The sequence below is a fragment of the Streptomyces sp. genome (genome assembly GCF_031181555.1).
Classification (GTDB): Bacteria; Actinomycetota; Actinomycetes; order Streptomycetales; family Streptomycetaceae; genus Streptomyces; species Streptomyces fimbriatus.
Map to the genome: position 1 here is coordinate 41,652 of NZ_JAPSKQ010000007.1, position 23,829 is coordinate 65,480.

The 23,829-nt window shown below is 73.8% G+C and carries 23 protein-coding genes, 1 tRNA gene and 1 pseudogene; 11 read left to right on the plus strand and 14 right to left on the minus strand.

Going from position 1 to position 23,829, the window contains the following annotated elements; translation table 11 throughout:
- Window positions 1–19: 19 nt before the first annotated feature.
- The gene (locus tag RIM90_RS02960) at window positions 20–814 is read right to left on the minus strand and encodes a DedA family protein (protein WP_309058922.1); all 795 of its coding nucleotides are present in this window, start codon (window positions 812–814) and stop codon (window positions 20–22) included.
- A 131-nt stretch (window positions 815–945) separates the two neighbouring features.
- Between RIM90_RS02960 and RIM90_RS02965 the strand changes: the two genes are divergently transcribed.
- Window positions 946–2,088, plus strand: a complete 1,143-nt coding sequence (locus RIM90_RS02965) for a sensor histidine kinase (RefSeq protein ID WP_309058923.1) — start codon at window positions 946–948, stop codon at window positions 2,086–2,088.
- Entirely contained in the window at window positions 2,079–2,726 is a 648-nt protein-coding gene (locus tag RIM90_RS02970; protein WP_309058924.1) for a response regulator transcription factor, read from the plus strand. Before RIM90_RS02965 ends, RIM90_RS02970 begins: the two co-directional genes overlap by 10 nt.
- A 24-nt stretch (window positions 2,727–2,750) precedes the next feature.
- On the opposite strand, the gene RIM90_RS02975 is transcribed toward RIM90_RS02970, so the two are convergent.
- The 3 genes from RIM90_RS02975 to RIM90_RS02985 all read right to left on the minus strand — a co-directional run bounded on the left by RIM90_RS02975 (window position 2,751) and on the right by RIM90_RS02985 (window position 5,335).
- A complete protein-coding gene (locus tag RIM90_RS02975) occupies window positions 2,751–2,972 on the minus strand; it encodes a zinc ribbon domain-containing protein (RefSeq protein ID WP_309058925.1) in 222 nt (73 codons plus the stop codon).
- Window positions 2,973–2,999: 27 nt separating this feature from the next.
- Window positions 3,000–4,436, minus strand: a complete 1,437-nt coding sequence (locus tag RIM90_RS02980; RefSeq protein WP_309058926.1) for a hypothetical protein — start codon at window positions 4,434–4,436, stop codon at window positions 3,000–3,002.
- 74 nt (window positions 4,437–4,510) lie between these two features.
- Window positions 4,511–5,335, minus strand: a complete 825-nt coding sequence (locus RIM90_RS02985; protein WP_309058927.1) for a DUF4097 family beta strand repeat-containing protein — start codon at window positions 5,333–5,335, stop codon at window positions 4,511–4,513.
- 197 nt (window positions 5,336–5,532) lie between these two features.
- On the opposite strand from RIM90_RS02985, the gene RIM90_RS02990 reads away from it, so the two are divergent.
- A tRNA-Val gene (locus tag RIM90_RS02990) sits at window positions 5,533–5,604 on the plus strand.
- Window positions 5,605–5,730: 126 nt separating this feature from the next.
- Here RIM90_RS02990 and RIM90_RS02995 read toward each other — a convergent pair.
- Window positions 5,731–6,090 (minus strand): hypothetical protein, encoded by a 360-nt coding sequence (locus RIM90_RS02995; RefSeq protein ID WP_309058928.1) that lies wholly within the window; start codon window positions 6,088–6,090, stop codon window positions 5,731–5,733.
- 329 nt (window positions 6,091–6,419) lie between these two features.
- Between RIM90_RS02995 and RIM90_RS03000 the strand changes: the two genes are divergently transcribed.
- Window positions 6,420–6,650 (plus strand): DUF2277 domain-containing protein, encoded by a 231-nt coding sequence (locus tag RIM90_RS03000; RefSeq protein ID WP_159532278.1) that lies wholly within the window; start codon window positions 6,420–6,422, stop codon window positions 6,648–6,650.
- Window positions 6,651–6,731: 81 nt separating this feature from the next.
- On the opposite strand, the gene RIM90_RS03005 is transcribed toward RIM90_RS03000, so the two are convergent.
- The 4 genes from RIM90_RS03005 to RIM90_RS03020 form a co-directional block, all read right to left on the minus strand.
- Window positions 6,732–7,334: a VTT domain-containing protein gene (locus RIM90_RS03005; RefSeq protein ID WP_309058929.1), complete on the minus strand. Its 603-nt coding sequence runs from the start codon at window positions 7,332–7,334 to the stop codon at window positions 6,732–6,734.
- A gap of 240 nt (window positions 7,335–7,574) precedes the next feature.
- Complete coding sequence (locus tag RIM90_RS03010; RefSeq protein WP_309058930.1) at window positions 7,575–8,027, minus strand: DoxX family protein; 453 nt, start codon at window positions 8,025–8,027, stop codon at window positions 7,575–7,577.
- A 252-nt stretch (window positions 8,028–8,279) separates the two neighbouring features.
- The gene (locus RIM90_RS03015; RefSeq protein ID WP_309058931.1) at window positions 8,280–9,926 is read right to left on the minus strand and encodes an alkaline phosphatase D family protein; all 1,647 of its coding nucleotides are present in this window, start codon (window positions 9,924–9,926) and stop codon (window positions 8,280–8,282) included.
- Between the two features lie 67 nt (window positions 9,927–9,993).
- On the minus strand, window positions 9,994–10,638 hold the full coding sequence (locus RIM90_RS03020; protein WP_309058932.1) for an HNH endonuclease family protein: 645 nt from the start codon (window positions 10,636–10,638) through the stop codon (window positions 9,994–9,996).
- Window positions 10,639–11,037: 399 nt separating this feature from the next.
- On the opposite strand from RIM90_RS03020, the gene RIM90_RS03025 reads away from it, so the two are divergent.
- A complete protein-coding gene (locus RIM90_RS03025) occupies window positions 11,038–11,619 on the plus strand; it encodes a TMEM165/GDT1 family protein (RefSeq protein ID WP_309058933.1) in 582 nt (193 codons plus the stop codon).
- Between the two features lie 245 nt (window positions 11,620–11,864).
- Window positions 11,865–12,533, plus strand: coding sequence for an HAD-IA family hydrolase (locus RIM90_RS03030; protein ID WP_309058934.1), 669 nt, complete (start codon window positions 11,865–11,867; stop codon window positions 12,531–12,533).
- Between the two features lie 140 nt (window positions 12,534–12,673).
- Here RIM90_RS03030 and RIM90_RS03035 read toward each other — a convergent pair whose 3' ends face one another.
- Window positions 12,674–13,861 (minus strand): peptidoglycan-binding protein, encoded by a 1,188-nt coding sequence (locus RIM90_RS03035; RefSeq protein ID WP_309058935.1) that lies wholly within the window; start codon window positions 13,859–13,861, stop codon window positions 12,674–12,676.
- Window positions 13,862–14,021: 160 nt separating this feature from the next.
- Here RIM90_RS03035 and RIM90_RS03040 point away from each other — a divergent pair, with 160 nt between their 5' ends.
- Window positions 14,022–16,127 (plus strand): MFS transporter, encoded by a 2,106-nt coding sequence (locus RIM90_RS03040; protein ID WP_309058936.1) that lies wholly within the window; start codon window positions 14,022–14,024, stop codon window positions 16,125–16,127.
- An 11-nt stretch (window positions 16,128–16,138) separates the two neighbouring features.
- Here RIM90_RS03040 and RIM90_RS03045 read toward each other — a convergent pair whose 3' ends face one another.
- Entirely contained in the window at window positions 16,139–16,630 is a 492-nt protein-coding gene (locus tag RIM90_RS03045; RefSeq protein WP_309058937.1) for a GNAT family N-acetyltransferase, read from the minus strand.
- Between the two features lie 180 nt (window positions 16,631–16,810).
- On the opposite strand from RIM90_RS03045, the gene RIM90_RS03050 reads away from it, so the two are divergent.
- Together RIM90_RS03050 and RIM90_RS03055 are read left to right on the plus strand one after the other, a co-directional pair.
- Window positions 16,811–17,482: a hypothetical protein gene (locus tag RIM90_RS03050; RefSeq protein WP_309058938.1), complete on the plus strand. Its 672-nt coding sequence runs from the start codon at window positions 16,811–16,813 to the stop codon at window positions 17,480–17,482.
- Window positions 17,483–17,487: 5 nt separating this feature from the next.
- Window positions 17,488–17,988 carry a hypothetical protein gene (locus RIM90_RS03055; protein ID WP_309058939.1) on the plus strand — a complete coding sequence of 167 codons (501 nt, stop codon included), beginning with the start codon at window positions 17,488–17,490 and terminating at the stop codon, window positions 17,986–17,988.
- Here the strand turns inward: RIM90_RS03055 and RIM90_RS03060 are convergent.
- A complete protein-coding gene (locus tag RIM90_RS03060) occupies window positions 17,977–18,399 on the minus strand; it encodes a DUF1992 domain-containing protein (RefSeq protein ID WP_309058940.1) in 423 nt (140 codons plus the stop codon). The genes RIM90_RS03055 and RIM90_RS03060 overlap by 12 nt on opposite strands.
- A 119-nt stretch (window positions 18,400–18,518) precedes the next feature.
- On the opposite strand from RIM90_RS03060, the pseudogene RIM90_RS03065 reads away from it, so the two are divergent.
- Window positions 18,519–18,898 (plus strand): annotated as a pseudogene (locus RIM90_RS03065) (hypothetical protein).
- Between the two features lie 21 nt (window positions 18,899–18,919).
- Here RIM90_RS03065 and RIM90_RS03070 read toward each other — a convergent pair.
- The gene (locus RIM90_RS03070; protein ID WP_309058941.1) at window positions 18,920–19,600 is read right to left on the minus strand and encodes an O-methyltransferase; all 681 of its coding nucleotides are present in this window, start codon (window positions 19,598–19,600) and stop codon (window positions 18,920–18,922) included.
- Window positions 19,601–19,703: 103 nt separating this feature from the next.
- Window positions 19,704–21,107 carry an MFS transporter gene (locus RIM90_RS03075; RefSeq protein ID WP_309058942.1) on the minus strand — a complete coding sequence of 468 codons (1,404 nt, stop codon included), beginning with the start codon at window positions 21,105–21,107 and terminating at the stop codon, window positions 19,704–19,706.
- A gap of 388 nt (window positions 21,108–21,495) precedes the next feature.
- On the opposite strand from RIM90_RS03075, the gene RIM90_RS03080 reads away from it, so the two are divergent.
- Window positions 21,496–23,652 carry a bifunctional glycosyltransferase 87/phosphatase PAP2 family protein gene (locus tag RIM90_RS03080; RefSeq protein WP_309058943.1) on the plus strand — a complete coding sequence of 719 codons (2,157 nt, stop codon included), beginning with the start codon at window positions 21,496–21,498 and terminating at the stop codon, window positions 23,650–23,652.
- Window positions 23,653–23,829: the final 177 nt, after the last annotated feature.

A 23,829-nucleotide genomic window follows, 5' to 3' on the forward strand; every position in this document is an offset into this window, starting at 1 on the left:
CACCGTCGGCGATCCGCTCTCAGGGACTCCGCCTCCGGTCGGTGAGCTCGTACGGGTCCGTGACGCGGAGCCGGCGGGTGGGGTGGTCCTCCTCGGAGAAGTCCGACGGCCGTGCCTCCTCCGGACGCGTCCCCTCCGTGTTCCCCCGCCCGTCGCGCCGCCGGCGCCCGGCCCCCGGCCGCCGCAGCCGCATGACCACGAACACCAGCACCGCCAGCGCGGCCGCACCGAGGACCACCTTCGAGTACGCCGAGACGACGGTCGTGACCCGCTCCCAGTTGTCGCCCAGGACATAGCCCGCCAGCACGAACGCGGTGTTCCAGATGGCGCTGCCCAGCGTGGTCAGACCGAGGAACACCGGCAGCCGCATGCGCTCCACACCGGCCGGCACCGATATGAGACTGCGGAAGATCGGGATCATCCGGCCGAAGAACACCGCCTTGGTCCCGTGCCGCAGGAACCAGGCCTCCGTCCGCTCGATGTCCGCGACCTTCACCAGCGGCAGCCGCCCCGCGATCGCCACCGTCCGGTCCCGGCCGAGCAGCGCACCCACCCCGTACAGCGCGAGCGCGCCGATCACCGACCCCGCCGTCGTCCACAGCAGCACGGCGAGCAGACTCATCCGCCCGCTGCTCGCGGCGAACCCCGCCAGCGGCAGGATCACCTCGCTGGGCAGGGGTGGGAAGAGGTTCTCCAGCGCGATGGCGAGGCCGGCCCCAGGGGCGCCCATGGTGTCCATGAGGTCGTTGACCCACTGCGGCCCGGCGCTCCCGTCCGCGGCCGCCGTGATCGTGTGCGCTGCGATGGCTGTCATGCCGACCACGCTAGAAAACCGGAGCTGAAGGGACCCTGAGGAGAACCGCACGATGCGCTGTGGGCTTCCGCAGCCGGAATTGCGGTTTTCCGCAGTGCGCGCCGGTGCCGCGCCCGGCTAGCCTCGCGATCATGCGAGACACGGTGCGGCGCGTGGTGCGGTGTGCGGTGGGCCTGATGTGGGGCGCCGCCACCGCCGTCGTCGAGCTGCTCTGCGCAGTCCTGGCCGGTCTGCTCCTGCTGCCCGTCGCGGCCTGGCCGCACGGTCGTCGCGCCGTGCTCCGACCGGTCCTCGCGGGTGCGCGAGGACTGACGGAACTGGAGCGCGCCCGGCTGCGGATCTGGCTGAGGGCGCACACCTCTCCCGTCTACGAGGACACCCAGGCCCTGGCCTACCTCGCCTGCCGCTGGGCGCTGGGTGTCCTGGGCGCGGTGGTGATGCTCTCGGTGGCGATCGGCCTCGGGTACGGCACGTCCTGGACGTACCTCTGGCTGCTGGTCGACGACGTACGGAACACCACAGTGATCGTCTACACGTCCCTCGGCGGACTCTTCCTGCTCTTCCTCGCCGTACAGGGGATAGTCGGCGTGGCCGAACTGGAGGGGAAGCTGGCCCTCCGGCTGCTCGGCCCCAGCCACCAGCACGCGCTGGAGCGGCGCATCGCCGAGCTGTCCGCGAGCCGCGCGGCCGTGGTCGACGCGGTGAACGACGAACGGCGCCGCATCGAGCGGGACCTGCACGACGGGGTGCAGCAACGCCTGGTCGCGCTCGGCATGCTGCTCGGCCGCGCCCTGCGCAGCGAGGACCCCGACCGCGCGGACCGGCTGCTGCGCCAGGCCCACGAGGAGAGCCGGCAGGCCCTGGACGACCTGCGCGAAGTGGCGTGGCGGATCTATCCCACCTCCCTGGACGAGGCGGGACTGCGGGCGGCGCTGGAGACGGTCGCCGAGCGGGCCTCCGTGCCGGTACGAGTGGAGTACGGGCTCACCGGGGAGCCCGGGCGGGCCGTGGCGACCGTCGCCTACTTCGTCGTCTGCGAGGCCGTCACCAACGCGGTGAAGCATGCGGCACCGACCCGGATAGTCGTCGCGGTCGGAGCGGAGAAGGGAGTGGTGCACGTGAGCGTGGAGGACGACGGCCGGGGCGGGGCGAACGCGTCGGGCAGCGGGCTGTTCGGGCTGGCCCGGCGGGTCGCGGCCCTCGACGGACGCCTGGAGGTGCGCAGTCCGCCGGGCGGACCGACCCTGGTGACCGCGGAGCTGCCATGCGCGTGATCCTGGCCGAGGACTCCACCCTGCTGAGAGAGGGCCTGGTGCGGCTGCTGGCGGAGGAGGGGCACGAGGTGCTCGCCGCCGTCGGCAACGCGGAACTGCTGCTGAAGGCCGTCGCCGAGGATCCGCCGGACGTGGTGGTCGCCGATGTGCGGATGCCGCCCACCCACACCGACGAAGGGCTGCGCGCGGCCCTGGAGATCCGCCGTCGCCGGCCGGAGGTGGGGGTGCTGGTGCTCTCGCAGTACGTGGAGAAGCGGTACGCGACGGAGCTGCTGACCGGCGAGTCGGAAGGGGTCGGCTATCTGCTCAAGGACCGTGTCGTCCAGGTCGACGAGTTCCTGGACGCCCTGGAGCGGGTGGCCGGCGGACGCGCCGCCTTCGACCCGGAGGTCGTCCGGCAACTGCTCGGCCGCACGACCCACACCGACCCGCTCGCCCGCCTCACCGCACGGGAGCACGCGGTCCTGGCCGAGATGGCGCAGGGGCACACCAACGCGGCCATCGCGCGGCGGCTGCACATCTCGCAGAGCGCGGTGGAGAAGCACACCAACGCGATCTTCGACAAGCTCGGGCTGGCAGGCGGAGGTGAGGGCTACTCCCGCAGAGTGCTGGCGGTGCTGCGCTACCTGGGGAGCTGACCTGCCGGTCGGCGGCTTTGGGCGTCAGCCGCAGCAGCCCCCGCCGCAGCAGCCGCCGCCACCGCCGCTCGCGCGGGGAGCCGGGGCCGGGGCGGAGCCGGTGCCGGCCACCGCGACCGTGGACAGGAGCTTCACCGTGTCGTCGTGGCCCGCCGGGCAGGTCGCGGGGGCGGAGGACTCGGCCATGGGACGGCTCAGTTCGAAGGTGTCGCCGCAGGTCCGGCAGCGGTACTCGTAACGAGGCATGGGCACAGGTTAACCGGCCGGTGACGGTCAGTGGGCGGCTGCGCCCCGTTCCTCCCGGATGAGCGCCACCACACGGCTCACCGTCGCGCGTACCGCCTCCGTCTCCGTCAGGAAGTGCCAGTAGTCGGGGTGGCGGCCCTCCAGGCCCGCGACGGCGCGTTCCAGGCGGGCCACGGCGTCGTCCAGGGGGCGGGCGTGGCGCGGGTCGGGGGTGTTGCGGCCGGCCATGGCCAGGCGCTGGGCGTCGCGGATGGCGAAGCGGGTGCGTTCGACCTCCTGCTCCGGGTCCTTCTGCACCGCGTTCAGGCGCCGCAGACGGTCACCGGCGGCGGACACGGCCTCGTCGGTCGTGTTCAGCAGCGCCCGCACGGTCGACAGCAGGGCGGTCGCGTCCGCCCACCGCTGTTCCTCGCGGGCGGCCCTGGCCTCGGCGAGCCGGGCTTCGGCCTGGCGCACGTTCTCCGTGGCCAGGTCGGGGACGTGTTGCAGGTCCTGCCAGCAGGCGGCGGTGAAGCGGCGGCGCAGTTCGCTGAGCACCGGTTCGACCTGCTCCGAGCGGGTGGTGAGGGCTTGGGCGCGGGTGCGCAGGGAGACCAGCCGGCGGTCGATCTCGGCGGCCCGTTCCGGCAGCCGTTCGGCTTCGGCGCGGACGGCCTCGGCCTCGCGGGTGACCCGTTCGGCCCGCTCCAGGGTCTGCGGTACGCCGTGCTGCCCGGCGCCCTGGTTCAGCTTGGTCAGCTCCGGGGAGAGGGCGGCGAGCCGGGCGGCGAGGTCGTCGGCCCTCAGTCCCGACCCGCGTGCGGTGTCGAGGGCGTTCGAGGCGGCGAGCAGCGCCTGCCGGGCGCGTTCGACGGCGGGCGCCAGCCGGGCCAGCTGGGTCTCGGCCTTGCCGAGGAGCGGGCCGAGCCCGTCGGCGAAGCGGTCCAGCTCCTGCTTGACCCGCCCGAGCTCGTCCTTGGCGGTGGTCAGCTCGGCGCGGGCGCGGGAGGCGGACGAGGCCTCCAGGTCGTCGCGGTCGAGGTCGTGGGCGTCGACGGCGTTGATGTAGCGGTGGCTGGCCTCGTCGATGCGCCGGCTGAGGGCCTCGAAATCGGCGACGGCGCGGCGGGCGGCGGGGGAGTCGTCGACGGCGGTGATCGTCTCGATGGAGATCCGCAGGTCGCGCTGGGCGGTGTCGAGCTCGTAGAACGCGGCCGCCGCCGCGTCCTTGGCGGCCTGGGCCTCGGCCCGCTGGTTCTCGGCCCGTCCGCCGAACCAGCGCCGGGTGCCGCCGCCGGCGAAGGCGGCGGGCAGCGCCAGCGCGGCGACCAGCGGCAGCCCCGCGAGGGCGAGCGCGTCCCGGAGCGGGCCGGGCGCTCCGCGCCCCCGGCGGGGGCGCGGCCGTGGGAGGGGAGACGGAAGACGGCGCGTGCGGGGCACGCGCGGCACCGACGGCGAGTACGGCTGCGCTGGTGTCGCCGTCACATCCCTCTCCCGTACTGTCGTTCGCCCTGCCCGGTGTCATTCTCCCACCGGTAAGAGACGAACACACGGGCCGGTCAGTTCGCCGTGCGGACGGTGAGTTTGCCGTCGCCGGTGCGGGCGGTCACCACGTGGGAGCTGGAGTCGTCGCGGGGCACGGACACGTCCTCGGCGCCGTCACCGGTTCCGGTGTCCACGCGGTAGGCGGCCCGGGGCAGGTCGATGGTCAGGGAACCGTCGCCGCTGCGGGACTCCACCAGGTCGGGCACGGCCTGGAACCGGAGACGGACCGAGCCGTCGCCGGTGTGGGTGCGCACCGTGCGGGAGGCGACCTCCGCGCGCACGGACCCGTCACCGGTGCGCAGCTTAAGGGGGCCCGTGGAGTCCGTGACGCGGACCGAGCCGTCCGTCGTACGGATGCTCAGCGCGTCGCGGAAACCCCGTGCCCGCACGCTGCCGTCCTTCTCCTCGACCTTGACGGCGACCCCGCGGGGCACCTCGATGCGGTGCTTGGCGGAGCAGTCGGCGACGACGCCGGTGCACTCCATGCGCAGCACCAGCCGGTCGCCGTCCATGGACCAGGTGACCTCCGGGTCCCTGCCGAAGGCGACCGAGCCCTGGAACCACCGGGTGACCCGGACCTCGCCCGACGGGTGCCCGTCCGCGGCGACGATCTCGAGGGCGGAGTCGTCGGAGTCGATGGTGAGGGTGCTGCCGGGCAGGTCGAAGGACCGGTGGTCGGGATCGTCGTCGTCCCCGGCCGACGCCCCGCAGGCACTCAGGCCGGCGACGAGCGCCACGGCCGCCCCGGCGAGGGCGAGGGCGCGCGTCCGCGCGGTGCGGCCGGGACCGCCGGCGTGCGCGGAACCGGTGGTTCGGTGGGTGCCGGTGGCACGGGTCATGACGGTCTCCCCCTGGGACGGACGGTGGCGCTCTCCAGCGTTCTCCAGCGCTCTTCGACCGTACGGATCCGCGGCCCGGCGGGGGATCCGGGCCACTACCGGATCGGAGGTGGGGATAACCCCCGGTGGAGGTTTTCCGGACCCTGCCCCGGGCCATGTAGGCTGTCCACCCGACCCGGGCGCGCAGTCCGGGCCGCGGGTGCGTAGCTCAGGGGTAGAGCGCCTGCCTTACAAGCAGGATGTCGGCGGTTCGAAACCGTCCGCGCCCACCGCGATCGTCGGCGAACGCCGGCCCGCATCGGCGCACAGGGCCTCCGGACACGTTCCGGAGGCCCTTTCGTCTTCCCGTCTTCTCCCGTGCTCCCGCCTTCGCGGGCTCCTGCGCGCCGCGCGTCCTACGGGGACTTCTCCGTGTGCTCCGGCGGAGCGCCCTCGCCCACGACGTGCTTGAGCCGGGAGCGGGCGTGCATCCGGTCGGCGCCGGTGAGTTCGTTCCAGTAGCGGTGGGTGCTGACGAACACCGCGAGCTCGTGCTCCCGCCGCCGGAGCTTCTCCACCTCGGCCTGTTCGTCATCGGTCCAGCCGGGCGAGGCGGGACGCTCGACCTTGCGCCAGCCGTTGTCGTCGCTGAAGCCGTCGAGGGGTTCGACCGACCAGGGGAGCCGCTTCAGCAGGGCCGACAACTCGGCCCGGACCTGGTGCAGTTCCTCCTGACCGGCGAGGAGGTCACTCGGAAAGTCATAGGTCGCAGCCACGGCCCGATGATACGCCTGTTCGATTTCGGGGGGCGAGTTGCCGGGGGCCCGCCCCGGAGTTCACCCGATCGTGGAACCGCCGCCCCGGTCGACGGCCGGACCCGGTCGCACGGACCGGCCGGGCGGCCCGGGCCACCGCAACGCCGGGCGAGGCCGGGGCCGTTGCGGCACGGTGCGGGTCAACTCCCGTACCCCGCGGGCGATCACGGGAGCCGGTGCGCCCCGGGAACTCCTCCCGTCGGCCGGCCCCCGGACGGTGGCCGCCTGTCGGGACCGTCGCAGTCGACGATTCCGTGGCCGGCGCGGCCCCGGGGCGTCAGACTGGGGGCATGTGCCGGAGTATCAAGACCCTGCGTCCGCCCGCGCTGCCCGAGGAGGCCACGGAGGAGGACATCCGGGCCGCCGCCCTGCAGTACGTGAGGAAGGTGTCCGGCTTCCGGGCACCGGCCGCCCACAACCGCGAGGTCTTCGACCGGGCCGTGGACGCGATCGCCGAGGCCACCGCCGAGCTGCTGGACGGCCTGGAGGTGCGGGGCGCCGCGGCCCGGCAGGCGGGGTAGCGCACCGGTGGAGCGCCGGATCCGCGGGCAGGCGGGGACAGGGGCCTGCCGCACGGCCCTGCGGGGCCCACGGCCCCATCCCTACGAGGCCTCCGAGGGGCGGGGCCGCCTCCGCACCAGGAACGCCGCCCCCGCCCCCGCCCCGAACAGCGCGCCCACCGACACCGCCGTCGCCAGCCAGGTCGCGCCGAGCCAGTGGGCGCCGAAGTAGCCGAGGGCCACGCTGTACGCGGCCCAGGACAGGCCGGCCAGGGCCGACCAGGGGAGGAAGTCACGGGCGCGGTGGCGCGCGGCGCCGGCCCCGAGGGAGACGAGCGAGCGGCCTGCCGGGGCGAAGCGGGCGAGGACGACGAGGGCGCCGCCGCCCCGGACCAGCGCCGCGCCGAGTCGTTCCTGCGCGCGGGTCAGCCGCCGGGAGCGGGCGATCGCCCGGTCCAGGCGGGGGCCGCCGCGCCAGGCGAGGCGGTAGGCGACCAGGTCGCCCAGGACGGAGGCGGTGGCGGCGCAGAGCGTCAGCACCAGGATGTCGGGCACGTCGGCCGCCGTGCCCGCGGCCGCCGCCGTGGCCGCGGTGATCACCAGGACCCCGCTGGGCAGGACCGGCAGGAACACGTCGAGCAGTACCGAGAGGGCCACCACCGCGTAGATCCATGGGCTGCCGATCAGCGACCCGAAACTCTCCACCCGAACTCCCCGTGGCTCCCCCGTGGGCCAGACCGTGCCGCGATGTCGCGGGGGGAGCGGCAGGAGTGGCCGTTGACAGCCATACAGCGTACGCGTGATGTGTGACGGAAGGGTCACGAGGGGTTCATGCGTGCGGCACCGGGAGTTCGCCGTCGTCCCGCAGGTGTCCGGAGTCCACCGTTCCGGCACGTGGCGGAGGGTGTCCTTCCCGGGCCCGGGAAGGACACCCTCCGGCGCCGGTCAGGCGGCCACGGGGGCCTGGCCCGCCGTCTGCTCGCCCTCCGCCGGCGAGCGCCTGGCGAACAGCCGGTCCAGGCCGAACGCTCCGGAGCCGGTGAACACCAGCAGGAACATGGCCCAGCAGTACAGGGCCGCGCCCTCGCCGTTGTTCTCGATCGGCCACAGGGCCTCGGGCTGGTGGACCTTGAAGTACGCGTACGCCATCGCGCCGGACGACAGGAACGCGGCGGCACGGGTGCCGAGGCCGAGCAGGACCAGACCACCGCAGACGAGCTCGATCAGAGCCGCGTACCAGTTGGGCCAGGCGCCCGTCTCGACGGTGCCGCCGTTGCCGTCCACGCCGCCGAGCGCGCCGAGCAGGGAGACGGCGCCGTGGCAGGCGAACAGCAGGCCGACGACTATGCGGAACAGGCCCAGGGCGTACGGCTGGGCGCTGTTGAGGCGTCCGGTCATGTGGGGGGTCTCCTTCGGTCAGGCCGACCCCGGGGCGGGGCCGGTCCGGGGACGGAACCGAGTCGACCCCCACGTTAGGTGTCCCTAACTATTGCTTGCAAGTTCAACATTTGGCCATGGGTTCGCCTCGGCCTGCGGCGTTCGCGCGCCCGCCGCCGCACGTGAATACGGTCGCCACCCCGCCGTCATGTTCAACGACGTGACCGAATACACACCTCCTTGCACAGGCGGCTCACAGGTTTCCCGGCGGGCTCACCGGCTCAGCCGGGTCTCCATCACCGTCCTGAGGCGCGCCCCGGCCTCCTCCTCCTGCGTGTGCTCCAGCCGCAGCACCGCCGAACGCCCCCGGGTCGTCAGCGTCATGAGCTGGTTGCCGAACCACGGCCCGCCCGTCCTGCGCCAGGTGACCGGCGGCCGGGCGAGACCGGCGTGCCGCGCGAAGGCACGGCCGAACCGCCGGGCGGCGGCGCTCCAGCCGAAGCGGAAGCCGAGCCTTATCGACAGGGGAATGGAGTTGTGGACGGGGGAGCAGGTCAGCTGCACCACGCGGGCGTCGGGCCCGGCGCGCCCCGGCCAGCTCGGCTCGGCGACATAGGCGTGGTGCACGTCACCGGAGAGCACGCACACCGTCGCCGGTGCCTCGGGTCCCGTACCGGCCTCGGCGATCAGCTCCGCCAGATCGGCGAAGGACTCCGGGAACGCCGCCCAGTGCTCCAGGTCCGCCCCGCGCCGCAGCCTCTCCCCGAGTCGCGCCCAGCGGGGGCCCTTGTCGCCCCGGCACAGCACGGAGCTCCATCCCTCGACGTCGTGCACCAGGTGCGGCAGCAGCCAGGGCAGGGACGTGCCGATCAGGAGGTGGTCGTAGGAACCGCGCTCGTCGAAGACCTGTTCGCGCAGCCAGGCGGCCTCGCCCGGGTCGAGCATGGAGCGCTCGCCCTCCGCCAGGACGCGGGCCGCGCGGCTGTCCACCATCAGCAGCCGCACCCGGCCGAAGTCGCGCCGGTAGCTCCAGCGCACGGAGGCGGCGTCCGCCTCGGCCCCGGCGGCGAAGGCGCGCAGCGCCTCCGTGCCGTCGGGGCTCTCCCGCACGGCCGCGTACAGCGGGTCCGCCGCCAGCTCCGCCGGGGAGAGGTTGCCCAGGTGCTGGTACACCCAGTACGACATCAGGCCGCTGAGGACCCGCTCGCGCCACCACGAGGTGGCGCGCATGTCCTCCACCCAGGAGGCGGAGGTGTTCCAGTCGTCGATCACGTCGTGGTCGTCGAAGACCATGCAGGTGGGGACGGTGGACAGCAGCCAGCGCACCTGCGGGTCGAGCCAGGACTCGTAGTAGAGGTGGGTGTACTCCTCGTAGTCCGCCACCTGGCTGCCCGGGGGGTCGTCCAGGTCGCGGCGGGCGGCGAGCCAGGCGCGGGTGGCGTCGGAGGTCTCGTCGGCGTACACCTGGTCGCCCAGGAGGAGCAGGACGTCGGGCCGTTCGCCGTCCGGGTCCGCGGCGATGCGCGCCGACAGGGTGTCCAGGGCGTCGGGGCCGACGGGATCGTGCTCCCCGGTGGGCGGTGAGGCCCAGCGGCAGGAGCCGAAGGCGATGCGCACGCGGCCGTCGGGGCCCGGGGTGGGGATGACGGAGGGCGGCAGGGACGGGAAGGACTCCTCGGCCGGCGGCCACACCCGGGTGCCGTCCAGGAACACCTCGTACGGCGTGGCCGTGCCCGGGGTCAGGCCGGTCACCTGGACGAGCGCGTAGTGGTGCCCGGCGACCCGGAAGGTGCCGGCCGTCCCGCCGGACCCGTCCGCGCAGCGCACCTCGGCGGTGCCCGGACGGCTCGTCTCGACCCAGACGGTCGCGGACGAACCGTCGACGTACCTCAGCAGCGGTCCGAGCCGCAGTCCGGTCATGGTGACCCCTTCCTCCGTCGCCCCGTACGGTACGCAGCGACGGAGGCCGGCGGGGGGATTCCGGCGCTCAGCAGTTCGCGAGGTGGCTCTGCAGGGCGGACTTCTCGGCCGAGTCGACCGACAGGCCGTAGTAGTACTTCACCTGGACCCAGGCGCGGACGTAGGTGCAGTGGTAGGCCGTGCGCGAGGGCATCCAGGTGGCCGGGTCCTGGTCGCCCTTGGCCTGGTTGACGTTGTCCGTGACGGCGAGGAGCTGCGGGCGGGTCAGGTCGTTGGCGAAGGCCTGCCGGCGCGAGGTGGTCCAGGAGCCGGCGCCGGAGTCCCAGGCCTCGGCGAGCGGAACGAGGTGGTCGATGTCGACGTCGGAGGCGGCGGACCAGGTCGCGCCGTCGTACGGGGAGTACCAGCTGCCGCTGGTGGCGGCGCAGGAGGAGTCGGTCCGCACGTTGGAGCCGTCGCGCTTGAGGACGGTCTCGCGGGTGTTGCAGGTGCCGCTGACGGTGATCCAGTGCGGGAACAGGTCCCGGTTGTAGCCGGTGCGGTTCTCGGTGCGCACGGGGAGGGTGGCGAGGTAGCTGCGGGCGGTGGCGGCGCTGACGGGGGTGGGGAGGGCGGCGGAGGCGGTCGGGCCGTTGAACAGGCCGGCGGAGGCTATGAGGCCGGTGAGCGCCGCGACTATGCTGAGCCGTCGACGCGCGTAGAACTTCGGCATGCGAACTCCCTTGTGCGATGGGGGTGTTGGAGCGCGAGCAGGGCCATGCTCACCACTCCGCGTTGCGGGGAGGGGTGTGTCCGGTAAGAAGTTAGTGACGCGTTCATGACACGTCTATGGTTCAGTTGTGAAACTTCCGCGTCCGGGATCGGCGGGGCCTCGCGTACCATGGACGGCGCAGAAGGGGAGTAGCTCTTCGCCGGACCGTCGACACACTGCTCAGCCCGCCTGAGCCGGCGCCCGGAGGCGGACCTCGCGCGAGGTCGGCCAGCGAGACCTTCGGCAAGCAGTGCACGCCCGTGCCGTACGGCACGGGCGCCGTGTGCGCTGCCGTGCCGAGGTGTCCCGCGGAATCGCACAGCACTCTCGGTGGGGCAGCCCCGACCGATTGAGGAACCGTTGATCAGTCTGACCGTGACGGCCGTCGTCTTCGGCGTCGTCTTCCTCGCCGAACTGCCGGACAAGACCGCCCTCGCCGGCCTCGTCCTCGGCACCCGTTACCGGGCCTCCTACGTCTTCGCCGGCGTCGCCGCCGCCTTCGCCCTGCACGTCGCGCTGGCGGTGGCGGCCGGAAGCGTGCTCACGCTGCTGCCCCAGCAGCTCGTGCACGCGCTCACCGGTGTGCTCTTCCTGGGTGGCGCGGCGATGCTGCTGTTCAAGAGGGACGAGGGCGAGGAGGAGGTCCGCAAGCCGGAGGACCAGAGCTTCTGGAAGGTCTCCGGGGCGGGCTTCATGCTCATCCTCGTCGCCGAGTTCGGCGATCTGACCCAGATCATGACGGCCAACCTCGCCGCACGCTACGACGACCCGCTCTCCGTCGGCCTGGGCGCGGTGCTCGCGCTGTGGGCGGTGGCCGGGCTCGGCATCGTCGGCGGAAAGGCGCTGATGAAGCGGGTTCCGCTGCGGCTGATCACGCAGATCGCGGCGCTGCTGATGCTGGGCCTCGGCGTGTGGAGCCTGTGGGAGGCGGTCACCGGGTGACGGTCCGCCGCGCGGTCCGGCGGAGGCGGCGGGAAGCCGAAGTCCCGGTGAACGGTCGGCGGAGGCGGTGGCGGGATGCCGGGTTCGTTTTGTACCGTGGAGAAACAAAGTGGCTCCCGCCCGTTTTCCCTGACCGGCGGGCGGGGCCGCCTTGTACCTCCGGGCCCCGCGCCCTCTCGGGCCCCGCGCCCGACAGCCCTCGGGATCCCCGCCCGAGTCACTTCCTCCGCGCCTTGGAGCTGCCGATGACGGCCACCGCCGTACTCACCGCCCGCGCCCTCCTGCTGGACATGGACGGCACCCTCGTCAACTCCGACGCCTCGGTCGAACGCGTCTGGCGCCGCTGGGCCGAGCGGCACGGGCTCGACGGGGACGAGGTCATGAAGGTCGTGCACGGGCGCCAGGGGTACGCGTCGATGGCGCTGCTGCTGCCGGACCGGCCGATGAAGCAGAACCACGCGGACAACGCCCGCATGCTCGCCGAGGAGACGGCGGACACCGAGGGCGTCGTCGAGATCCCGGGCGCCCGCGCGTTCCTCGCCTCGCTGCACGGGCTGCCGCACGCGCTCGTGACCTCCGCCGACGTCGCCCTGTCCACCGCCCGGATGGCCGCCGCCGGGCTGGACCTGCCCGCGGTGCGGGTGACCGCGGAGTCCGTCGGCGCGAGCAAGCCGGACCCCGAGGGCTTCCTGAAGGGCGCGGCGGAACTGGGCGTCGACCCCGCCGACTGCGTGGTCTTCGAGGACTCCGGCGCCGGCATCGCCGCGGGCCGCGCCGCCGGGATGCGGGTCGTGGGCGTCGGCCCGCGGGCCGGCTTCCACGCGCCGGACGTGGTCGTACGGGACCTGACCCAGGTGCGCGTGGAGGCCGGGGCCGACGGCACGATCCGACTGCACGTGACGGAATCCGCGTGATCCCCGTGTCCGTGTGATCCCCGTGACGGGAAACCGCGTGACGGAGCCCGGACGCGCGGGGCGTGACCCCGCAGGGGCCCGCCGGACCCGCCGGCACCGGGCCCCGGGCCTCCGGGCCCCTGGGACTCCCCGGGCAGGCCCTACGGCTCCCGGGTCTCCGACTCCAGCTGGGCGCGGGTCCTCGGGCCGTACACGCTCAGCTCGTCCTGGAGGCCGCGGGACCACTGGTAGTTGCGCAGGGCGTCCTCCACGCGGTGGGTGAACTGGCCGTTGATGTCGTCGTTGTACAGGTACAACTGGCGCAGGCGCAGCTGCAGTTCGGTGACCTCCGGGCCCCGGTCGCCGCGGCTCAGGACGGGTCCGGTGGCGTCGCGGTCGTCCTCGTCCCGCTCCTCGGGAGAGCCGGTGGGCGCGGTGGTCGTCGGGGCCGCGGACGGTTCGGCCGGCTTCGACGGGCTCGGCGTGGCGCTGGACGCCGAAGGCGAGGGAGAGGCCGACGGGCTCGCGCTCGCGGACGGCGAGGCCGACGGGGAGGCGGAGGCCGGCGCGGTGACGGACGCGCTCGTCGCCGGTGCCGCGGACGGCGGGGCGGACGAGGGGGCCGGCACGCCCGCCCTGATGTCCTCCGGCAGCGCGCCGTCCCGGGACGGCGTCTCGTAGGAGAACAGCCCGCTCGCCCACCCGGCCGCGCCCACCACGGCGACGACGGCCCCGGTGATCGCGAGCAGGGTGGTACGGCGCCGCCGGCGCGGCGGAGCGGCGGGCCGGCCGGTGGTGTCGTCCGCGGCCGGGGCGGCTCCGGACGGGTGCGGGGGCCCGGTCTCGAACAGGTGCAGGTCCGCGGCGCTCGGCTCGGTGGCGGGCGGCGCGAGCGGCGTGGGGAGGACGGACGTGGGGGCCCCGGCGCCCGGTGCGTCAGGGGGGCCGGGCGCACCGGGAGTGTCCGGGGCGTCCGGGGCGACGGCGCGCAACGGCACGGTCGCGTCGGCCGCCTGCGGTGTCCCGGACTCCGGGGGGACGTCCTGCGCCCCCTGCGCACCCCCCGCCCCCGGCGCCTTCCCGGTTCCCCGCCCGCCGTCCGGCGCGCCCTCCGGTCCGCCGCCCGGCGCACGGCCCGGCGCGTCCGGCACACCCCCCGCCGTTTTGCCGTCCAGCTCGACGTACGGCCGTATGCGCAGCGGGTCGAAGTCCTCCGCCGCGGCCGCCTGAGCCGTGCGGGCGTCGCGGAGGGCGTCGGACGCGCGGAGGGTGCAGGTGCAGGACGGCGTGTTGTCCCTGTGTCTGGGCGCACCGCACTCCGGGCACGGGTTCCCGTTCGGCTGTTCCACGTGTCGTCCCTCCCCTCGCGAACTCCAGAGATTATGCAGATCTTCTTCACAGCTCGGTCCGTGCGCCCCCGGAATGCAGACTTCCGTCAGAACTCAACAGGCCATAACGGGTCATACCGATCACGATGGAGGGTGAAAACGAGAACCTGGGGAGGTCTTCATGGCCGGGGACGCGCACGGAACGACGCCGAAGGCGGGCAACGCGCAGCCCTCGCCCGGCGCCGGACCGCCGGCCCGTGACGCCGGCGCCCGGGAGCAGGTGTCCGGCAACGTCCTCTTCTCGATCGGCGCGCTGCTGCTCGGTCTGCTGCTCGCCGCCCTCGACCAGACCATCGTGGCCACCGCGCTGCCCACCATCGTCAGCGAGCTGGGCGGTCTGGAGCACCTGTCCTGGGTGGTCACCGCCTATCTGCTGGCCTCCACCGCGGCGACCCCGCTGTGGGGCAAGCTCGGCGACCAGTACGGGCGCAAGAGGCTCTTCCAGATCGCCATCGTGATCTTCCTGGTGGGCTCGGCGCTGTGCGGCGCGGCGCAGGACATGCCCCAGCTGATCGCGTTCCGCGCGCTCCAGGGACTGGGCGGCGGCGGGCTGATCGTGCTGTCGATGGCGATCGTCGGGGATCTCGTCCCCCCGCGCGAACGCGGCCGCTACCAGGGCCTGTTCGGCGCGGTCTTCGGCACGACGAGTGTCCTCGGGCCGCTGCTCGGCGGACTGCTCACCGAGCACCTGAGCTGGCGCTGGGTGTTCTACGTCAACCTGCCCGTCGGCGTCGTCGCGCTCGCCGTGATCGCGGCGGTGCTGCACATCCCGCGCAGGTCGACGAAGCACGTCATCGACTACCTCGGCACCTTCCTCATCGCCTCCGTCGCCACCTGCCTGGTCCTGGTCGCCTCCCTCGGCGGCACCACCTGGAGCTGGGGCTCGCCGCAGATCGCCGGGCTCGCGGTGCTGGGCGCCGTCCTCGCCGTCGCCTTCGTCGCCGCCGAGCGGCGGGCCGCCGAACCGGTGCTGCCGCTCAAGCTGTTCCGCGTGCGCACCTTCACGCTCTCCGCCGTGATCAGCTTCATCATCGGCTTCGCCATGTTCGGCGCGATGACCTATCTGCCGACCTTCCTCCAGGTGGTCCAGGGCGTCACCCCGACCATGTCCGGCGTGCACATGCTGCCGATGGTGGCCGGCATACTGCTGGCCTCGACCGGCTCCGGGCAGATCATCAGCCGCACCGGCCGCTGGAAGGTGTTCCCCGTCGCGGGCACCGCCGTCACCACGCTCGGCCTGCTGCTGCTCCACCAGCTCGACGCGCACAGCTCCGCCGCCGTGATGAGCCTCTTCTTCTTCGTCCTCGGGTTCGGGCTCGGGCTGGTGATGCAGGTCCTGGTGCTGATCGTGCAGAACGCCGTCCCCTACGAGGACCTCGGCGTCGCCACCTCCGGCGCGACCTTCTTCCGGTCCATCGGCGCCTCCTTCGGCGTCGCCGTCTTCGGCACGGTCTTCGCCGGCCGCCTCGGCGACAAACTCACGGACGCCCTGAGCGGCGCCCGGCTGCCGCCCGGCATCTCCGCCGACTCACTGGAGGCCGACCCGCGCGGCATCGCCGCCCTGCCGCCCGCGCTGCGCGCCTCGGCCGTCGACGCCTACGCCTCCGCGATCACCGACGTCTTCCTGTACGCCGCTCCCGTCGCCGTCCTCGGCTTCGTGCTGGCCTGGTTCCTCAAGGAGGACAGGCTGCGCGGCTCGGTCACCGCGCCCGACGCCACCGAGACGCTGGCCAGCAACCCCGTGGAGCGGTCGTCGTACGACGAGGTGTACCGCGCGCTGTCGCTGCTCGGCACCCGGGAGGGGCGGCGCGAGATCTACCAGAGGATCACCGCACGCGCGGGCTACGACCTGCTGCCCGCGGCGAGCTGGCTGCTGCTGCGGATCAGGAAGTACGGCGCGGTGGAACCGGCCCTGCTCGCCGAGCGCGGCCCCGTCCCGCTGAGCGTCGTCATCGAGGCCGCCCGCCAGCTGGAGGTACGGCACCTCGCCGTGCGCCAGGGCCTCGACCTGGTGATGACCGAGGAAGGGCGCGAGGTGGCCGAGCGGCTGGCACGGACGCGGGAGGACTCCCTGGCCGAACTGCTCGGCGACTGGTGGGGGCCGGACCGTCCGACCGACCTCGTGCAGCTGGTGCACGAGCTGACCGGCGAGCTGTGCGGTGCGCAGGGGGAGCGTCCGCACCGCGAACGCCCGCACCGCGAGCGCCCGGCCACACGGGCCGGGTGAGGTGACGCCGGTCAGCCGAGTTCCTTGGCGAACCAGTGCTCGGCGTACGGGCCGGCGTTGTGCGGCTCGGTCTCCGCGTAGCCGAGCCGGGCGTACAGGGCCCGGGCCTCGACGAGGTCCCCGCGCGTGTCGAGGACCATCCGGGTGGCACCGCGGGCGCGGGCCGCGTCCTCGGCGGCCCGTACCAGCAGCGCCGCACCGCCCCTGCCCCGCATCCCCTCGTGGAGGAACACCCGGGTGAGTTCGGCGGCCGCGTCGTCCAGCAGCCGGACGCCCGCGCTGCCGGCCGGCTCCCCCGCGTACCGCGCGACCAGCAGCAGGCCCTTCGGCGGCGCGAGATCGCCGCCCGACTGCGCCGCGATCTCGCGCTCCAGTTCCCCGGGATCGGTCCGCCGCCCCTCGTGCAGCAGGTACCAGCGGTCGCTGACCTCCGTGTAGTACGCCCGCCAGAGCGCGGCGGCGACGGGGGAGTCGTGCGGTTCCGGGGCGACGGTCCAGGCCATGCCCGCATTCTCGGCGGGCCCCCCGGCGGGCGCGCAAGCGAATATGCCGCGCCTGTGCCCCGCCCGTGCCGCGCCGGTCCGGTGGGGGGCCGGAACTGTTTGCGGGTGAACCTTCGGGCAACCCGGTAGGCGAACCGGCTCGCGAGGAGTGCCGGCCTGGCCGAGAACCGGAAGGCATTCATGTCCACTGGCCTGATCATTGCTTTGATCGTGATTGTCGCGCTCGTCGTCGTCGCGGCGGCCGTGGTGACCCTGAGGGCCCGCGGCCCGCGGCACGGCACGAACCTGAAGCGGCGCTTCGGACCCGAGTACGACCGGGCCGTCGCCCGGCACGACGGGGACGCCAAGGCCGCCGAGCGGGAGCTCGCCGAGCGCGTGGAGCGCCACGGCGACCTGCGGGAACGGCCGTTGGAGCCCGCCGAGCGGGAGCGGTACGAGGCGCGCTGGGCGGCCGTGCAGGAGCGGTTCGTCGACGCGCCGGGCGACGCGGTCGCCGAGGCGGACCGGCTGCTCGCCGAGCTGGCCGGCGCCAAGGGCTTCCCCGACGGCGGGCACTACGAGGACCAGCTCGCCGCGCTGTCCGTGCACCACGCGCACCACGTCGAGGGCTACCGGCGGGTGCACCGGGTGGCCCAGGCGCGCGCGAGGGGCGCGCACGACGGCGGCGCGGGCACCGAGGAGATGCGCGAGGCCCTGGTCGAGGCCCGCGCCCTGTTCGACGAACTGGTCCGGCCGTCCGCCCACGACCGCGGCCGCCACCGCGCCGGCGCGGACGACGGGCACAGGTCCCCGGCCGGTCGCGGTCACCACACGCCGTCGGTGTTCCACCGGCACCAGACGAAGGAGAGCTGAGCGAGATGTCCGACGCGATCCGACGCCCCGGCGGGGAACCGCTCCCCGGAAGCACCGGCACCACCCCGGGCGCTCCCGCCGCGGGCGGGGAGGGCCCGCTGGTCGCCGCCCACCCGCAGGCCGGCGGCACGCCGGCCGGCGACACGGCGCGCCACGCCCCGGAGCGGACCCCCGGTCCGGGCCGCGGGAACGAAGGAACCCCGGGCACCCGTCTCCTCCCGCGCGACGACGGCGACCGGTTCGCCGCTCAGCTGCAGCACGCCGTGGCCGGGTTCGTCGACGCGCCGCGGGACGCCGTCGAGGAGGCCGACCGCGTCCTGCAGGAGCTCACCGCGCGCGTCACGGACGCGGTGACCGAGCGGCGCCACGCCCTGTGCCGGTCCTGGCGGGCCGCCGACACCGCCGACACCGGTGAGGCCGGGAACGCCGCGGCGACCGACACCGAGCAACTGCGCCTCGCCCTGCGGGACTACCGCGAGCTGGCGGAGCGGCTGCTACGCGTCTGACCCGCCCGCCGCGGTCCGGCGCTCCCGCCACTGCCGTACGACGTCCTCGACGTCGTACGGCTTCTTGCCCAGCGGGGGGCCGGGCGGCGGCTTGAACATCATCTCGCGGATCCTGTCGTTGATCTCCGTGAGGATCCTCCGGACGATCCGCTCCGAGGGGGCCGCGAGGGCCGCCTGCAGCGCGTCCTCGGCCTCCTTGCGCAGGGCCAGCGCCGGCGGGAGCACGGAGAGGCCCTCGCGGGCCATCTTCCGTTTGACCCACCACAGTTCGTCGTACGCGGTCTCCACGTCACGCGGGAGGGGTTTGCCCGCCCCCGGCAGCCGTTCGAACTCCCCGCGCGCCTCCGCGTCGCGGATCTGCTTGTCGACCCAGGACTCGAAGTCGACGCCGGGTGGCTTTCGCTCGGTCATGAGGCCATTGTGCCGGACACCGCGGAGCCGGGCGTTTTATCATGCGGCGGCGGTGAGCCGGTCCGGCCGCCGCCCGAGGCGGTTCCGGTCAGGGCCGTCCCGTTTCAGGAGGAGCGCACGTGCTCGAACTCACCATGGCCGCCGTGTCCGCGGCGGAAGCGGGTGCCACGGCCGGCATGCTCATGGCCGACGCGCCCAGCGAGCCGGGCGCCGTGCTGCGGGTGGGCCGGGACAGGTCGGTGTGCCGGCTCTCCACGCCGGACGACTGGCTGTTCGTCTCCCGGGTCCACCTGGAGTTCCAGTGCCTGCGGGACGGCACCTGGCAGCTGACCTGGCTGCGCGGCTCGCTGCCCGAGCCCTCCTCCGAGGTCCGGCTGACCGTCGGGGAGCACACCCGCCCGGTCGCCTACGGCGGCACCGTGGCGGCAGCGGCGAGGTCGTCGTCCAGGACCGCGCCGCCCCGCGCAGCGTCAACGTGGGCTTCTACCACGAGGTGTGAGGCCCGCGGGCCGGGGTGCGCCTAGGCGAGCACCCGGGCCAGCGCGAAGCCGTCGTGGCCCTTGGCGCCGACCGTCTGGATCGCCGTGCCGCTCAGCCTCGGATGGCTGCCGATCATGTCGAGCGCGGCGCGGGTGCCGAGCACGTCCGGATCGGTGGTGCCGGGGTCGGCCACCCGGCCGCCCCGTACGACGTTGTCCAGGACGATCAGGCTGCCCGTGCTGGTGAGCTTCAGGGCCCACTCCACGTAGTGCGGGTTGTTGGCCTTGTCCGCGTCGATGAAGACGAGGTCGAACGGGGGCGGGTTCTCGTCGGCCAGCCCGGGCAGCGACTCCAGCGCCGGACCCACCCGCACCTCGACCTGCCGGTCGAGTCCCGCGCGGGCGATGTTGCGGGTGGCGACCTCGGCGTGCCGGGGGTCGTACTCCAGGGAGACCAGCCGCCCGTCGGCCGGCAGGGCGCGGCCCAGCCAGATGGTGCTGTAGCCGCCGAGCGTGCCGATCTCCAGGATGTGCCGGGCGCCCTGCACCTGGGCGAGGAGCTGGAGCAGCTTGCCCTGGGCGGGCGACACGGCGATGGGCGGGAGGCCGGCGGCCTCGCTGTCGCGCAGGGCGGCCGTCAGGGCGTCGTCCTCCGGGGCGTCGGGCAGGAGACGGGCGGTGAGGTAGTCGTCCACTTCCTGCCAGAGCCGCGACTCGCTCATGCACCTGTACCTTCCGTACGGCTGGTTAGCCTGCCTAACTAGTGGCGCTGACGAAGATACGTGGTGCACGGCTTCCCTGTCAGGGAATCACCGGTCGGCGCCCTCAGCGTGTCCCGGCCGCCTCCAGCGACGGAGCCGAACCCGGCAGCGGGCGTCCCGCCGACTCCGCCATGCGCCACACCGCGAACCCGCCGATCACGGCCGCCGCCATCATGTAGTAGGCGGGCATCATCACGTCGCCGGTCGCGCCGATCAGGGCCGTGATCACCAGCGGGGTCGTGCCGCCGAACAGCGACACCGAGACGTTGAAGCCGATCGACAGCGAGCCGTACCGCACGCGCGTCGGGAACAGCGCCGGAAGCGCGGAGGGCATGGCCGCGGTGAAGCACACCAGCAGCAGGCCGAGGGCGCCCATGCCGACGGCGACCGCGAGCAGGCCGCCGTCGCGGATCAGCAGCAGCGCCGGGACGGACAGCACCAGGAACCCGCCGCACCCGGCCGCGATCACCGGGCGGCGGCCGATCCGGTCGGTCAGCGCACCGGCGAACGGCTGGACGATCATCATCAGCACCATCACGCCGAGGACCACGAGCAGACCGTGCGTCGCGTCGTGGCCCAGCTCACCGGTGAGGTAGCTCGGCATGTACGACAGCAGCATGTAGTCGGTGACGTTGAAGACCAGCACCAGACCCACGCACAGCAGCAGCGCGCGCCACTGGCCGGTGACCATCTCGCGCAGCGGCACCTTCGGGCGGCTGCTCTCCGCCTTCTCGACCTCGGCCGCGAACGCCGGCGTCTCCTCCAGGCGCATGCGCAGATAGAGGCCGATGACGCCCATCGGGCCCGCGATCAGGAACGGGATGCGCCAGCCCCAGGACAGCAGGTCCTCCGAGGAGAGCAGCGCGGTCATCAGGGTGACCAGGCCCGCGCCGCCGATGTACCCGGCGAGCGTGCCGAACTCCAGCCAGCTGCCGAGGAAGCCGCGCCGCTTGTCGGGGGCGTACTCGGCGATGAAGGTGGACGCGCCGGCGTACTCGCCGCCGGTGGAGAAGCCCTGCACCAGGCGGGCGGCCAGCAGCAGGACCGGGGCGCCCACGCCGATCGCGGCGTAGGACGGGATGAGGCCGATGGCGAAGGTGCCCGCCGCCATCATGATCATGGTGAGGGCGAGGACCTTCTGCCGCCCCACGCGGTCGCCGAGCGGGCCGAAGACCAGGCCGCCGAGCGGGCGGACCAGGAAGGCCGCGGCGAAGGCGCCGAACGTGGACAGCAGCTGGGCGGTGGGATCGCCCGAGGGGAAGAAGACCTTGCCCAGCGTGACCGCGATGTAGCTGTAGACACCGAAGTCGAACCATTCCATCGCGTTGCCGAGCGCCGCCGCCTTCACGGCGCGCCGGACGAGCGCGGGGTCGGTGACGGTGGGGGCGGTGGTGCCGGGCGCCTGTGCGGTGCCGGTCTTCTGCGACGGGTGCGAGGACGGGTGAGCGGCGACTGGGGCAGTCGACAAGACTTCGCTCGCCTACCTTTCGACGGGGACAGGGACGGGTCCGCGCGGCGGCGCTGTCGGGCGGGCCGAAGAAGTGACGATAAGCGCCGTTGGTCCCTCTACGGACGGTACGCGTTCAGCTGCACAGGGCATCTAAATGCGGCGTGTGCAGGACCGCAGCCCCTCCCCGCGGCGCCCCGGCCGGCTGCTCGCTGTGATCCATGTCGCGCCGGCGGGAAGCGACCCGGTCCCCCCGGTCCGTCGTCATCCGGACAAAAGCGGGAGGGGCGTCAGGTGACGCGGGGGTTTCCTGCGTCTGTGCCCAGGGGCGGTGCGAGCCTCATAGGGTTCGCAGGGTGAACCCCACGCACGGGACGTGTGGGCGAGCGGGGCGGGAGGCCGACGAGGCGTGGCGAATGCGGAGCACAGCGGACGACCGGCGGAGGCGTTCGGGACGACGGCCGACGGCGCCCGGGCACGGCTGCGGGCGGCCCGACTCGGACTGTGGCTGCTCGCCGCCGTCCTCGCCGTACGACAGGTGGCCGTCGTCCTGAGCACCCCGCGCGGGGAACGGCTGACGGACCTGGAGACCTGGGTGGGCCCGGAGGGCGTGCTGCACGTCAGCGGCTCCCTCTACGACTCCACCCGCTTCACCGGCACCCCCTTCGGCGGGCTCGTCCTCAAGCCCCTCACCCGATCGGCCGAACAGGCCCTCGGCTGGGGCTGGACCTTCGGCACGCTGCTGCTGGTCGTCGCCCTCGGCGTGATCGCCGCCCGTGCCCTGCCCCGGCCGGTCGGCCGGCGCACCGCGCTGCTCGCCGCCCCGGTCGCCATCAGTCTGCTCATGCTGTCCCTGCCGGTGCGCAACACCCTGTGGCTCGGCCAGACCAGCATCATCCCGGTCCTCCTCGTCCTGCTGGGCTGCTTCGTCGCGCACGGTCAGCGGGCCGGCGGCGTCCTGGTCGGCGTCGCGGCGGCCCTCCAGCCCACCCTGCTGCTCTTCGCGCCGCTGCTGTGGTTCACCGGCCGCCGCCGGGCCGCCGCCGCCGCGGGCGTCACCTTCGCCGCGGCCACCGCGCTCGCCTGGGCCGCGATGCCGCAGGACTCCCACACCTACTGGGTGCACCACATGGCGGGCGTCGGCCTCGGCGGCCCCGCCGACGACCTCGCCAACCAGTCCCTGCACGGCGCCCTGCTCCGGCTCGGCCTGGAAGGCCCCCTCGAGATCGGCCTCTTCCTGCTGCTCGGCGCCGCCGTCGTGGTGCTCGGCCTGCGCCGCGCCGTCCACTACGCCCGCGACGGCCAGCTGCTGCTCGCCGTCGCCCTCACCGGCTGCGCCGCCATCGTCGTCTCCCCGGCCGCCTGGCAGCACCAGCTGCTGTGGGTGCTGCTCGCCGTCGTCGGCCGGGTCGGCAGACGCGCCTCCGACCGGCTGGTGTGGCCCGTGGCCGTCGTCCTGGTGATGACGCTGCCCGCCAAGATGATGCTGCCGAACATGGCCGTGCTCCACCCGCTGCGCGACAACGTCGTCCTCCTCGCCGCCCTGGCCGCCGCCACCGCCGTCCCGTTCCTGTCCCGCACCTCGCCGTACTTCCGGTCGCCCGTGCCGACCCGGTACGCCGCTCCGGTCCCGGCCCGCTTCCGGTTCGTCCCGCTGCTGCCGTTCCTGCGCCGGGTGCTCACCCGCCCGAACCTGCTGCTCGAGCTTCTGCTGATCCGTGTCACGTACGCCGCGTACGCCAAGGTCCGGCTCGCCGCGACCGGCGGCAGCAACTCGGCCGGCCGCGCCCGCGCCGAGGAGCACGGACAGCAGATCCTCGACCTCGAGCGCGTGCTCCACCTGGACATCGAGTACGCCGTCAACCACGCCGTGGTGAAGATCGGCTGGCTGCGGAACTTCTTCGACTTCTACTACACGTCGTTCCACTTCGTCGTCCCGCTCACCGTCCTCGGCCTGCTGTACTGGCGCCGCCCCGTCGACTACCGCTGGGCCCGCGCGAGCCTCGGCTTCGCCACCCTGCTCGCCCTGGTCGGTTTCTGGCTCTACCCGCTGGCCCCGCCCCGCCTGATGCCGCACCTCGGGATCATCGACACGGTCCACGGCGTGCAGGACTTCTCCAAGCCCGACTACGGCACGCTCACCGCCCTCACCAACCAGTACGCGGCGATGCCGTCGCTGCACTTCGGCTGGTCCCTGTGGTGCGGACTGGTCATCGCGATCATCGCGCCCAGGATGTGGATGAAGGCGCTCGGCCTGCTCCACCCCCTGTTCACGGCCGCCGCGATCGTCGCCACCGGCAACCACTGGATCCTGGACGCGGTCGGCGGCGCGGTCGTCGTCGGCGCCGGCTTCGGACTGACGTACCTGCTCCAGGGCCCGCGCGCCCGGACGGTCACGGCGGCCGCCGGGGCCGACGCCGGGGCCGGTGCGCAGGCCGGTGCCAAGGCCGGCGGAGCGGCCGCCGCCGAGACCGGCGCCGAGACCGGCGCCGAGGCCGGCAGTGAGGCCGGCGGCGAGGTCAGCAGCGGGCCGTCGGCGCCGGAAAAGGACCGTACTCCGAGCTGATCCGGTACTCGCCCGGCGCGGACACCGTGAGCCGCGTGAACTCGCCCTCGCGGCTCAGGCACCCGCCGTCGCTGCGCAGCCAGGGCGAGTACGCGATCCGCACGGTCACCGGCCCCGGCCGGGACACGCGCAGCACGACCTCGGCACCGGAGGTCCGCACGACGGTCCCGGGCGCGG

Coding starts and splice junctions, on each gene's coding strand:
- RIM90_RS02960 (WP_309058922.1), bottom strand. CDS start 814: ATGACAGCCATCGCAGCGCACACGATCACGGCGGCCGCGGACGGGAGC.
- RIM90_RS02965 (WP_309058923.1), top strand. CDS start 946: ATGCGAGACACGGTGCGGCGCGTGGTGCGGTGTGCGGTGGGCCTGATG.
- RIM90_RS02970 (WP_309058924.1), top strand. CDS start 2,079: ATGCGCGTGATCCTGGCCGAGGACTCCACCCTGCTGAGAGAGGGCCTG.
- RIM90_RS02975 (WP_309058925.1), bottom strand. CDS start 2,972: ATGCCTCGTTACGAGTACCGCTGCCGGACCTGCGGCGACACCTTCGAA.
- RIM90_RS02985 (WP_309058927.1), bottom strand. CDS start 5,335: ATGACCCGTGCCACCGGCACCCACCGAACCACCGGTTCCGCGCACGCC.
- RIM90_RS03000 (WP_159532278.1), top strand. CDS start 6,420: ATGTGCCGGAGTATCAAGACCCTGCGTCCGCCCGCGCTGCCCGAGGAG.
- RIM90_RS03010 (WP_309058930.1), bottom strand. CDS start 8,027: ATGACCGGACGCCTCAACAGCGCCCAGCCGTACGCCCTGGGCCTGTTC.
- RIM90_RS03015 (WP_309058931.1), bottom strand. CDS start 9,926: ATGACCGGACTGCGGCTCGGACCGCTGCTGAGGTACGTCGACGGTTCG.
- RIM90_RS03020 (WP_309058932.1), bottom strand. CDS start 10,638: ATGCCGAAGTTCTACGCGCGTCGACGGCTCAGCATAGTCGCGGCGCTC.
- RIM90_RS03030 (WP_309058934.1), top strand. CDS start 11,865: ATGACGGCCACCGCCGTACTCACCGCCCGCGCCCTCCTGCTGGACATG.
- RIM90_RS03040 (WP_309058936.1), top strand. CDS start 14,022: ATGGCCGGGGACGCGCACGGAACGACGCCGAAGGCGGGCAACGCGCAG.
- RIM90_RS03045 (WP_309058937.1), bottom strand. CDS start 16,630: ATGGCCTGGACCGTCGCCCCGGAACCGCACGACTCCCCCGTCGCCGCC.
- RIM90_RS03050 (WP_309058938.1), top strand. CDS start 16,811: ATGTCCACTGGCCTGATCATTGCTTTGATCGTGATTGTCGCGCTCGTC.
- RIM90_RS03055 (WP_309058939.1), top strand. CDS start 17,488: ATGTCCGACGCGATCCGACGCCCCGGCGGGGAACCGCTCCCCGGAAGC.
- RIM90_RS03060 (WP_309058940.1), bottom strand. CDS start 18,399: ATGACCGAGCGAAAGCCACCCGGCGTCGACTTCGAGTCCTGGGTCGAC.
- RIM90_RS03070 (WP_309058941.1), bottom strand. CDS start 19,600: ATGAGCGAGTCGCGGCTCTGGCAGGAAGTGGACGACTACCTCACCGCC.